This window comes from Chlorobaculum thiosulfatiphilum (genome assembly GCF_006265165.1).
GTDB lineage: Bacteria > Bacteroidota > Chlorobiia > Chlorobiales > Chlorobiaceae > Chlorobaculum > Chlorobaculum thiosulfatiphilum.
Window position 1 is genome coordinate 1 of record NZ_VDCH01000043.1, and the last position, 11,418, is coordinate 11,418.

An 11,418-nucleotide genomic window follows, 5' to 3' on the forward strand; every position below is an offset into this window, starting at 1 on the left:
CAACCAGTTTTCCATTAAATTCGAAGGACGGCTTCCCGTTTGATTACGACCGTTTACACACTTAGTTGAACAGACCCTTGCTGCTTTGCCCGTTCTCTGAAGGCATTGAGCTTGATGATCTTTTCGGGCTCTTTTTCTACATCTCTCGGTTTTACATCATGCTCTTCGCCCATCACGAATAGTAATGTCGGACGCCCAAGTCGAGCTGCTTCATTGAATTCGAGTTCTGTGATGGAGAGCTTGTCGGGATTCCGAGTCGGACATTCAGGCGTCTGCCCGTACCTTTGCCCGATGATCAAAATATAAGCGGCACTGTCACGCACTTTTTCCAGAGACGATTCAATGACATCGACAAGCTTTGCCGAATCATGCTCCATGATATTCGGATGAAGCCCGTGGCTGTTGATGGCACTGCTCAGCAACTCGCGATGACCTTTAAGATCGGAACCGGTACTCGAAATCATAACCTGATGCAGAAGCTGCGGTTGATGATTCGTCTTGCCATTCGTGCCATCAGAAGCAGATGCCGGTTTGCTCATCGTCCGATCCTCCGGGGTTGAAATTCTGCGATTGGAATATTTTCAGCTCAATAAAAAATGTACTGAAAAAATCGCTCCAGTGCTTGTCAGTGTGGTGGTTTTGTGAGGATCGAATCTAAACTGGATGCTTCACTTTGTTCAGCATGACAAGGCACTCCTTTCCTGTCATACTGCAATTTTTTCACCCCGCCTTCGCCTCCCGCGCCTGCAGCCACATTCCTCCCAGCATCACAATCAGATTCACCGCGCCGACGATGATGAAGGGGGCTTTGGGCTTTTATCGGATGCTTCGCTTCGCTCAGCATTACAAAAAAAACGGCAGACCTCAGGATAACCGCTACCCCTCAGCCTGCCGGGCTTTTTCCTCGCTAAACCTCACCCAATATCGAACCGATCAAGGTTCATAACCTTATCCCACGCGGCGACAAAGTCGCGCACGAACTTCTCTTGGGCGTCGTCGCTTCCGTAAACTTCTGCGATGGCGCGTAGCCTTGCGTTTGAGCCGAAGATGAGGTCAACGCGCGTGGCTGTCCATTTCGGTTCGCCGGTTTTGCGGTCGCGGCCCTCGAAGGTGTCGTGCTCTTTCGATGCCGGTTTCCACTCCGTGCCCATGTCGAGCAGGTTGACGAAGAAGTCGTTGTTGAGCGTTTCCGGTCGTTTGGTGAAGACGCCGTGCGGCGTCTGGCCGACGTTGACGTTCAGGACGCGCAGGCCGCCAAGCAGTACGGTCATCTCCGGTGCGGTGAGTCTCAGCAGTTGTGCCCGGTCAACCAGCATCTCCTCCGCTGATACGCTGTATTTTTGTTTGACGTAGTTGCGGAAGCCGTCGGCTCTCGGTTCGAGCGCGGCGAACGACTCCACGTCGGTCTGCTCCGGCGAGGCATCGGTGCGCCCCGGCGTGAAGGGAACGGTTGCCTCGCTGCCTGCGCGTCTGGCGGCCTCTTCGACGCCCGCGCATCCGCCGAGCACGATCAGGTCGGCGAGCGAAACCCGCTTTCCGTCCGTTCTTTCGCCATTGAACGTGGCGCGGATTTCCTCGATTTTTCCCAGCACCCGATGCAGTTGTTCGGGCTGGTTCACCTCCCACTCTCTCTGCGGGGCGAGGCGGATGCGAGCGCCGTTCGCGCCGCCGCGCTTGTCGGAGCCGCGGAAGGTCGAGGCCGACGCCCAGGCCGTCGAAACCAGCTCCGGGATCGACAGGCCGGTGGCGAGCAGCCGCTTTTTCAGCTCCGTGATCTCCTCGTCGCCGATCAGCTCGTGATCGACCGGCGGCACCGGGTCTTGCCAAATCAAGTCCTCATCCGGCACTTCAGCGCCGAGATAGCGCGATTTTGGCCCCATGTCGCGGTGCGTCAGCTTGAACCACGCCCGCGCGAATGCATCCGCGAACTGGTCGGGGTGTTCGTAGTAGCGGCGCGAGATCGGGCCGTAGAGCGGATCCATGCGCATCGCCAGGTCGGCGGTGGTCATCATGGTCGGCACACGCTTTGACGGGTCGTGCGCCGCCGGGGCGAGATCCTCCTCGGCGACATCCTTCGGCTTCCACTGCCATGCGCCGGCGGGGCTTTTGGTCAGCTCCCACTCGTACTTGTAGAGCATCCCCAGATAGTCCATGTCCCAGTGGATCGGGTCGGGAGTCCACGCGCCCTCCAGTCCGCTCGTCAAGGTCTCGTCCCCCTTGCCGCTGCCGAAACCGCTCTTCCAGCCGAGTCCCTGCTCCTCGATGGGGGCGGCTTCCGGCTCCGGCCCCACCAGCTTCGGATCGCCGACGCCGTGGCACTTGCCGAAGGTGTGCCCGCCCGCCACGAGCGCCACGGTCTCCTCATCGTTCATCGCCATGCGGGCGAAGGTTTCGCGGATGTCCCTGCCCGCCAGAACCGGATCGGGGTTGCCATCCGGCCCTTCGGGATTGACGTAGATCAGCCCCATCTGCACGGCGGCCAACGGATTTTCGAGATCGCGCTCGCCGCTGTAGCGACTGTTGCCGAGCCACTCGACCTCCTTGCCCCAGTAAATATCCTCATCCGGCTCCCAGATGTCTTCGCGCCCGCCGCCGAAGCCGAAGGTCTTGAAGCCCATCGACTCCAGAGCGCAGTTGCCCGCCAGAATCATGAGGTCGGCCCAGGAGAGTTTGCGCCCGTACTTCCGCTTGATCGGCCAGAGCAGTCGCCGCGCCTTGTCGAGGTTCGCGTTGTCGGGCCAACTGTTGAGCGGCGCGAAGCGCTGGTTGCCCGTGCCGCCGCCGCCGCGTCCGTCGCCAGTGCGGTAGGTGCCCGCGCTGTGCCACGCCATGCGGATGAACAGGCCGCCGTAGTGGCCGTAATCGGCGGGCCACCACTCCTGCGAATCGGTCATAAGCGCGTGGAGGTCTCGCTTCACGGCTGCGAGGTCGAGCGTTTTGAACTCCTCGGCGTAGTTGAACTCCGGCCCAAGCGGATCACTCAGGGAGGAGTGCTGATGCAGCATGTCGAGATTCAACTGGTTCGGCCACCAGTCGCGGTTTGGCCGTCCGCCGCTTGCGGCGGATTGACCGGCGGATCTGCCCGTAACCGGGCATTTGCTTTGTTCGCTCATGATGTTGTCTCCTTTTCTTGACGTGAATGTTCCGATCCTGCTTTTTTTAAACAACCTCTTTGAAATCCCGGTTCATGATGAGGGATGAATTCTCATCTCATTGACACTAATCGGAATGATTACTAATAGCAGTCTAAAAAAAATATCCGGTCATTTCAACAGGTATTAACGTTTTGCCCTGCATTCGGGGCAGGTTCCGAAAAAGTCTATCTGGTGCATCTCGATCTCGAAATCTGTCGAGCGCCCGACTGCGTCGTTGATTTCCGGAAAGAGGCGCTCCTCGAAATCGATGATCTTGCCGCATTTGTTGCAGATCAGGTGGTAGTGTGGCGTCGTTTTGGCTTCGAACCGATCGAAGGTGCTGCCCGCGTCGATTTTTCGGACAAGGCCCTGCCCGATCAGGATGGCGAGGTTTCGGTACACCGTGCCGAGGCTAAGGCTGGGAAACTCCTCCTTCAGCCGGTCGTAGAGCCACGTCGCCGTCGGATGGCTTTCGGTGGCGCGAAGAATCGCCAGAAGCCGCTCTCTCTGGCGGCTGTGTCGATAGGGTTTGATTGCGCCTTGCTGATTCATTGCCGGTTAATTTTGCATTTCATAGAGGGACGGGCGGACGGGCGCGAGACCCGCCCCCTGCGTGTCATTCCGGGTGGGCGCAAGACCCGCCCCTACAGGTCATCCTTCCTTCGCCTCACGCGCCCGCAGCCACATGCCGCCGAACATCACGAGCAAATTCACCGCGCCGACGATGATGAAGGGGGCTTTGGGACTCATGCCGTCGAAGAGGCGGCCTCCGGTGGTGGTGATGAAGAGGATGCCGATGGCTCCGCTGATGTTGAAGGCGCCGATCACCGAGCCGCGAGCCTCCTTCGGAGCCTCCTGGCCGATGAGCGACTGCGAGCCGAGGAAGGCGCTGATCTGGCCGATGCCGAGCAGCACGAAGAAGATGAGGGAGTACGTTTCGAGCGGGTTACCGATGAGCGCCAGAGAGAGGTAGCCGATGGCGGCCAGCCCCATGCAGAAGGTGAGCGCCGTGACGCGGTTCCAGCGGTCGATGAAGATGCCGATGACCGGCGCCCAGAGGAGCGCGGCGGCCTGCGAGACGATGAAGATGAAGGTGCCTTTTTTGACCGCTTCGGCTGGCTTCATGCCCATGGCGATGCCGGTGGTCATGCCCCAGAGCGGCACGAAGGTTCCGATGATCGACTGATCGCCGCGAGCCACGAAGGCCGCCGCGTAAGAGAGCAGAATCCTCGGATTGCGGGCGTGGCGGAAGCCGCTGGTGAGCAGCTCTTTCAACGGAAGCCGCTCCTCGTGGCGCACCGGTGTGCCGCCCTTGAGGCCGAAAAAGAGCACGATGGCCGCAAGCACCGCCGTGCCCGCGATGGCCGCGTGCGCCCAGAATCCGGCCTCCGTGCCGCTGAATCCTTTCGCCACGAGTGTTTTCGGCAGGCCGCCGAAGAACTGGTTCAGGATGACGATGCCGAGGCCGTTGAGGAATCCCACGATGGCGATAAGCTTGCCCCGCGAGCGCTCCTTGGGGTAATCGACCAGCACCGTGGCCAGTCCGCTGGTGACGGCCACCACGCCGACGGCGTAGATCATGCGGGCGATGGTGAGCTGAAAGACGTCGGTCACGAGCGGGTAAACGAGGTAGGCGATGGCCAGCACGAGAAAGCCCGTGGCATAGACCGGCTTTCTGCCGATGCGATCCATGATCGCCCCTGCCGGGCCGAAGAGCAGGAGCGTGACGATCTCCGTCCAGAAGACCAGGTCGCCGCTGAGCGTGCCCTGCTCCGACACCGGAATGTGCAGGTGCTCGTTCATGATGTAAGCCTGGCCAATCGAAACGAACGTGACCATGCCGATCGAGAAGAACGCCGCGAACAGGAAGCTCCACGCATGGCGGGGCAGTACCGACGGGGCCAGTTCGATGGGGCCTAACTTGGCGTTGGTGGAGTTATCGGTCATTTAAGGGCGTCTGGTTTTTGCGCGGTGGATAGGGTTGAAAAAGCTGTTGTCAGATTATATCGATTTTCGGTGATTCGCACATTTTTGTAGGGACGAATCTGCGTGTTCGCCCTTTCCTTTTCTTCAAGGCTCAGTCAAAACGATTTGCGATCGTTTTTGCAATCTCATCAGTCGTATGTTCCCATACTCCCCGGCCTATCCCGGCGTAAGACATAATGGATACAGTTCTCTGTTTTTCGGACTTCGGCGTCAGAATAATTTCTCCATTGCGGCAATCGATTTCGAGCATGTCGTCGGTTTTGATATTTGCCGAATGGGCTATCGCTGCCGGAATGGTGAGCTGATTCTTTTTTCTGAGCCTGACTTGCATCGTTTTACTGTTCAGATTCTTCCGCAGGCCTGCAACCTTCCGTCCTGCATGTGGAGACAGCGGTCGGCGGTGGCGGCGAACTCTTCGTTGTGGGTGACGATGACGAACGAGGTCTGGCGCTCCTTGCTGAGCGAGGCCATCAGCTCGTAGAGCATCCGGCTGTTGCGGCTGTCGAGGTTGCCGCTCGGTTCGTCGGCGAGCACCAGCTTCGGCTGGTTCAACAGCGCACGGGCGATGGCCACCCGCTGCTGCTCGCCGCCCGACAGCTCCGAGGGGAGATGGTCGAGCCGCGCCTTGAGGCCGAGCGTTTCGAGCAGCGCGGCGGCTCGCTCCTTGGCGGGCTTGAGCTTGCCGGTGCCGATAAATTCCGCCATCGCGACATTTTCGAGCGCCGTAAAATCCGAGAGCAGATGGTGGAACTGAAAGACGAAGCCGATCTTGCGGTTTCGGAAAGCGGCCAGCTCCTTTTTCGACAGCATACAGCGGCTCCCCTCAAAGATCGGCGTTCCGTCGAAGCGCAATTCGCCCTCGTCGGGCGCGTCGAGCGTTCCGAGCAGGTTGAGCAGCGTGGTCTTGCCGCTGCCGGACGCGCCAATGACGGTCACCATTTCACCCGGCCCCACCGCGAGGTCGATGCCGTCGAGAATCTTCAGCGGCGGCTGGCCCGGCAGGGCGTACGATTTGACGAGGTTACGCGCTTCGAGCATCAGGCGGGCCTCACCTGTCCCTGGCCGGTGACGAGCCACTTGTAGCTGCATAGCTCCCTGAGCGCCATCGGTCCGCGAGCGTGGAGCTTTTGCGTGCTGATGCCGATCTCCGCGCCGAGGCCGAATTGCGCACCGTCGGTAAACGCGGTCGAGGTGTTGGCATAGACCGCCGCTGCGTCCACCCGTTTCATGAAGTCGTCGATCGCTGCCTGGTCGGAGGCGATGATCGCCTCGCTGTGCTTCGAGCTGTGGCGAGCGATGTGGTCGAGCGCCTCCTCGAAGCTCGCGACGGTCTTGATCGACAGCTTCAGCGACAGGAACTCCGTGCCGTAATGCTCCGGGGTGGCCATCTCCAACAGCTCGTCGGGGTAGCGACCGAGCAGTTTGTAATACGCCTGTTCGTCGGCGTAAAGTTGCACCATCTTTTCTTCGAGCAGCTCCACCAGCACCGGCAAATCGTCGATGCGGCTCTCGTGCACAATCAGCGTGTCGAGCGCGTTGCAGACGCTCGGGCGGCGGGTCTTGGCGTTGAAGACGATGTCGCGCCCCATCGCAAGGTCGCCGCTCGCGTCGAAGTAGGTGTGCACGATGCCCGCGCCGGTTTCGATCACCGGCACCGTCGAGTGCTTGCGAGCGAAGTCGATCAACTGTTGGCTGCCGCGCGGAATGATGACGTCGATGTAGCCCACCGCGTTGAGCAGGATGTGCGCCGCCTCGCGCTCGGCGGGCAGAAGGTAGATCATGTCGGCATCGAGGCCGCGGTCGCCGATGACCGTCCGGATCAGCTCCACGATGGCGATGTTCGAGAACGCCGCGTCGCTGCCCCCCTTCAGCACGGTGGCGTTGCCCGACTTCAGGCAGAGCGCGAAGACGTCGAAGGTGACGTTCGGGCGCGATTCGTAGATGATGCCGATCACGCCGAGAGGCACCGAGACCTTCTTCAGCTCCAGCCCGTTGGGCAGCGTGCGCTCTTCGAGCACGCGGTCGAGCGGCGAAGGCAGCGCGGCGACGTTGCGCAGGTCGGCGGCGATGGAGTTCAGCCGCGCCTCGTTCAGAAGCAGCCGGTCGTAGCGCGGATCGGCGGCGTCCATGCGTTCGAGATCCTTGCGATTAGCGTCGAGTATCGCCTCGGCGGCGGTGGGAATACGCTCGGCCAGATCGACGAGCAGGCCGTTGATGGCCTCCGTATCGAGGGTGACGATCTTGCGGCTGGCATTCTGGACGGCCTGGAGTTGTTTGACGATAGCTTCGTGTTCGGTCATGGAACGGTGCTCCTTGAAAGAAATTGGTGAATGATCGTTGACGCAAAAGATAGTCAATATCCCGCAACCGGCGCAATGGCGTTTGCAGTGGAATGATCCTCGCACGGAGGCCGCGCAACGTGATCGTCAATTTTTGCCTTAACTTTTATTGAGCGACACGAACGCAAAGAGGTAGAGCGTTCGATGGAGGCGCGTCGTTGTCCATGTATCGGTAACTGATTATCCAAAAACGTGATATGGCTAGGGGAAACGAAAACGGCCGTCATGCGGCGCAAAGCGCCCGGATGCTGCTGACGCAGAACGCGCCCAATTTTCTCGATCCCAGGCACGAATGGCAGCGGATTTTCGCTGAACTGTGGGGGACATTTCTGCTGGTGCTCGTTGCGGCTGGCGGCCCGGTCGTGGCGGCAAGTTCCGGCAACCATGCCGCCGATGCGCTCCTGCCGGTTGCGCCGGGCCTTATGGTGATGGCCATCATCTACTTCATGGGCACGGTGAGCGGCGCTCATCTCAATCCCGCCGTGACGATCGCCTTCGCCATCCGCCGCAATTTTCTCTGGATTCGCGTACCCGGCTACATCATCGCGCAAGTCGCCGGAGGCTGGCTGGCCGCGCTCTTTCTCGGTTTCATGTTCGGCGACGAAGCTGCCGTGGCAGGCATGACGCTGCCGGGCCACGAGGTCACGCCGCTGAGGGCGCTTGCAATGGAGGTCGTACTGACCGCCGCGCTGGTCAACACCATTCTCGGCACCTCGTCGGGAGCGCGCAACATCGGCACCAACGGCGCGATTGCCGTCGGCGGCTACATCGCGCTGGCGTGCATGTGGGCCGGGCCGGTCAGCGGAGCCTCGATGAATCCGGTGCGCTCGCTCGCGCCCGCGCTGGTGTGCGGCGACACCGCGCTTGCCTGGATTTACGTCGCCGGGCCGCTCTCGGGAGCGCTCATCGGCGTCCTCTTCGAGTGGATCCTCAAAGGGCCGCCGACAACCGCCGGAACCATCGCCGCCCAGGGAACGCTCGACATTGACGATGAAGAGGAGTAGCCGTTCGGCAATTCGTTTTTTCCGAACTACCAACCCAGGAACCATGGCGCACGAATTCGACGGCAAAAAATACGAGCAGGCCTCCGCTCATCAGAAAGAGTGGGGCGCGAAGCTGGGATGAAATGTAGGGACGGGTCTTGTGCCCGTCCTCTCATGCGGCGTGAAGAGCATCCTCTCTGAATAATTCGTAAAATTACGATATTGTAACATCAAGGGAACACGCAACTCAAACGAATGCACCATGTTGTTTCCCCCTCGTTTCGATCCGTCGGCATTGCAAGGCCCTCGCGCCAAACAGCACCCCAATCGACCTGACGCTTTTCAGCAGTTGGTCGGGGATGCGTTGCGTGAAGAATTCAGGTTTCGCGTTGCGGTTTCTCCGACCAAAGGAAGAGATGGGGCAATCGATGCTTTTATCGATGATAAAACAGGCATAAGCGCTTTGGCCAATCTGCCTGCGCCTCAAATCATCGAATGCAAAGATCACGACGATACCTGTGACGACCTTCAGAAAAATATCAATCAGGGCTGGGACAGAGTTGCATCAAAGCTCAAAGAACAGGCTGAAACCGGATGGACTGGCGACTTTGAGCCGTGGCGACGAGTCAAGAGCTATGTTTACTGCATAAGCTCAAACATTGGAAAGCAGGCAAGCCGAGACAAGCTGGAAGAAAAAATCGTCCGTTTCTTTTTCGACGAATTGTCGGATTCAACTCGTCCTCCATTGTTGGAAGAGATTCTTGTTCTCGATTGGTCGGATTTGCAGGATAGTTTCAATCGATTCCCACGCATTGCTGACAACTGGATTGGTTTACAGCTTCCAAAAATTCAAAGCCATGCTGAGTACTGCGAGAGCTTGACACTATTCCGCCGCTACTTGCTGGAAGATAATTTCCCATTTGTCGTGCCAGAGCAGGAAAATGTCAATGCTTGCCCGGCAAACATTCTTGCCCGGCTTGAACAGCTTGCTGGCAAAGGCGGCGTGTTGCTCAATGGAATCGGAGGAGTCGGAAAAACACGCACGTCTCTTGAGGTTGCCCAATTAGCTGATGAAAACAACTGGCGTGTTCTCCACTTGTTACCGGGTTATCCGGGTGTCACAGTCGATGATCTGTCAGAAGTGTTGTTTTCAGGTAACGAAAAAACGCTGCTTGTTTTCGATTATCTGGATCAAATGCCAAAGCTCGATCTCGGCAGCGTACGCCATCGAATTTTGCCCGACGCTGCTAAACGCGGAATGAAACTGGCGCTGCTTGCCAATCTGCGGCCATCGTCATTGAGAACTCGAAATACTGAAAGAGAATCCTTGTTTACCGAGCAGATTCTTCTTGAAACGTCAGTGCACCAAAAAGCACGTATCACAGAAATCGCCCTTGAACGCATTGCGCCTTTAGCTGTCACAAAGTTAGGGCGCGAAAAAGTCCACGAGTTGTGTGGCCAACGGCCAATCATTGCGATGTTTATTGCAGAAGAGTTACAACGCCGCGCTCTGAATGACACACTTGAAAAAGCAGGCTTAACCGACATACGTAATGAAAACCTCTCAGGTTGGCTGCGCAAACGGCTTATCGAAGACAAACTTGTCGTCATCGATAATGGAGACAGCTTTCTACCAGCACAACCAGACCCCTTGTTAATCGCCGCCGCAGCAATGCTCGCTGCTGCACCTTTGTCAAGGGAGAACATGGAAGAAACTGGAAGTAAAGCCTTTCTTGCCGCTGGCGGCGATGCCCCCCAAAAGGCAGCGCTTGTTCTAGATCAATTACTCACACTTGGCTGGATCGAGCAACGCGGCATCGAACATACAGCGGCGCATGATGTCGTTGCTGATGAAGTGCTAAGCGAGGTACTGTGGGATCGAAGTGGTCAACTTCGTGAGACAGTGTTGGGTTATTGCCTGACAGCTGCACTTGGTCGTGCAAGAACGCTTGGCCGTTACGCAACGGCTCTCAATCGTCTGCAAGGTTCCGAAAAAACCGAGACAAAAGCTGAAGCAACACTGCACGAAAAGGCGGGCATTTGGCTTGGCAAGCATTGTCCCGAGTTGGGCCAAATGCTGGCAACAACCGAGGCCGGTGAATCAGCATACGCTTTAGGCAACATAATCAGCACACCAGGCTGGGCGACAGTGTGCATATCTGAGTGGGGCCAAATCGTAACGCCGTGGCTGAATAACCATAGTTTGCACCCAGAAGCACGTCACCTGCTTTACCGAGGGCTAAAGGAACTACCTGAAGGTACTGCACAGGAATTGATCAACACCGCACTCAATTGGCTACCTAATAACCTGAATTCCGATACTGCCAGCTATGTCCTCGCTCCTCTTTTAAACCGTAAAGAAATAACTGAGCAAAACACGGAACGCGCCATCGAACTCGCAGTCAATTGGATCGACACGTTCCCGCTCGATACTGGTACAGACTTTGTTATTGCTCGACTTCTTGAACGCAACGATCTCGGCACTCACTCTTCACGAGCCATCGATTTCGCCATCAACTGGATTGAGAAGTTCCCGCTCGTATCCGAAACCGGGTTCATATTGGGCCCACTGCTTGCTCGCGACGATCTCGGAGATCGATCTTCGCGCGCCATCGATTTCGCACTCAGTTGGATCGACAAGTTCCCGCTCGTTCCCGAAACCGGATTCGTATTAAATCCACTGCTTGCTCGCGACGATCTCGGAGATCGATCTTCGCGCGCCATCGATTTCGCACTCAGTTGGATCGACAAGTTCCCGCTCGTTCCCGAAACCGGATTCGTTTTACCGCCACTGCTTGCTCGCGACGATCTCGGCACTCACTCTTCACGAGCCATCGATTTCGCCATCAACTGGATTGAGAAGTTCCCGCTCGTATCCGAAACCGGGTTCATATTGGGCCCACTGCTTGCTCGCGACGATCTCGGAGATCGATCTTCGCGCGCCATCGATTTCGCACTCAGTTGGATCGACAAGTT

The 11,418-nt window shown here is 58.0% G+C and carries 9 protein-coding genes; 2 read left to right on the forward strand and 7 right to left on the reverse strand.

The genetic code is table 11. The features are described from left to right. Positions 1-53: 53 nt before the first annotated feature. The 7 genes from FGF66_RS12055 to FGF66_RS12085 form a co-directional block, all read right to left on the reverse strand. Entirely contained in the window at positions 54-539 is a 486-nt protein-coding gene (locus FGF66_RS12055; protein ID WP_139457877.1) for a DUF4062 domain-containing protein, read from the reverse strand. A 375-nt stretch (positions 540-914) separates the two neighbouring features. After that, positions 915-3,113, reverse strand: coding sequence for a catalase/peroxidase HPI (katG, locus tag FGF66_RS12060; protein ID WP_139457878.1), 2,199 nt, complete (start codon positions 3,111-3,113; stop codon positions 915-917). Between the two features lie 165 nt (positions 3,114-3,278). Further along, the gene (locus FGF66_RS12065; protein ID WP_139457879.1) at positions 3,279-3,686 is read right to left on the reverse strand and encodes a Fur family transcriptional regulator; all 408 of its coding nucleotides are present in this window, start codon (positions 3,684-3,686) and stop codon (positions 3,279-3,281) included. Between the two features lie 99 nt (positions 3,687-3,785). Then, complete coding sequence (locus FGF66_RS12070; RefSeq protein WP_139457880.1) at positions 3,786-5,081, reverse strand: MFS transporter; 1,296 nt, start codon at positions 5,079-5,081, stop codon at positions 3,786-3,788. A gap of 130 nt (positions 5,082-5,211) precedes the next feature. Next, the gene (locus FGF66_RS12075) at positions 5,212-5,451 is read right to left on the reverse strand and encodes an AbrB/MazE/SpoVT family DNA-binding domain-containing protein (protein ID WP_139457881.1); all 240 of its coding nucleotides are present in this window, start codon (positions 5,449-5,451) and stop codon (positions 5,212-5,214) included. Positions 5,452-5,462: 11 nt separating this feature from the next. Further along, positions 5,463-6,158, reverse strand: a complete 696-nt coding sequence (locus FGF66_RS12080) for an ABC transporter ATP-binding protein (protein ID WP_170181373.1) — start codon at positions 6,156-6,158, stop codon at positions 5,463-5,465. Then, positions 6,158-7,420 carry a glutamate-5-semialdehyde dehydrogenase gene (locus tag FGF66_RS12085; protein ID WP_139457883.1) on the reverse strand — a complete coding sequence of 421 codons (1,263 nt, stop codon included), beginning with the start codon at positions 7,418-7,420 and terminating at the stop codon, positions 6,158-6,160. The genes FGF66_RS12080 and FGF66_RS12085 overlap by 1 nt, the downstream gene beginning before the upstream one ends. Positions 7,421-7,656: 236 nt before the next feature. Here FGF66_RS12085 and FGF66_RS12090 point away from each other — a divergent pair, with 236 nt between their 5' ends. Then, on the forward strand, positions 7,657-8,463 hold the full coding sequence (locus tag FGF66_RS12090) for an MIP/aquaporin family protein (RefSeq protein ID WP_139457884.1): 807 nt from the start codon (positions 7,657-7,659) through the stop codon (positions 8,461-8,463). Between the two features lie 241 nt (positions 8,464-8,704). Next, positions 8,705-11,418, forward strand: a 2,714-nt coding sequence (locus tag FGF66_RS12095) for a hypothetical protein (protein WP_139457885.1), incomplete at its 3' end; no start/stop codon positions are given.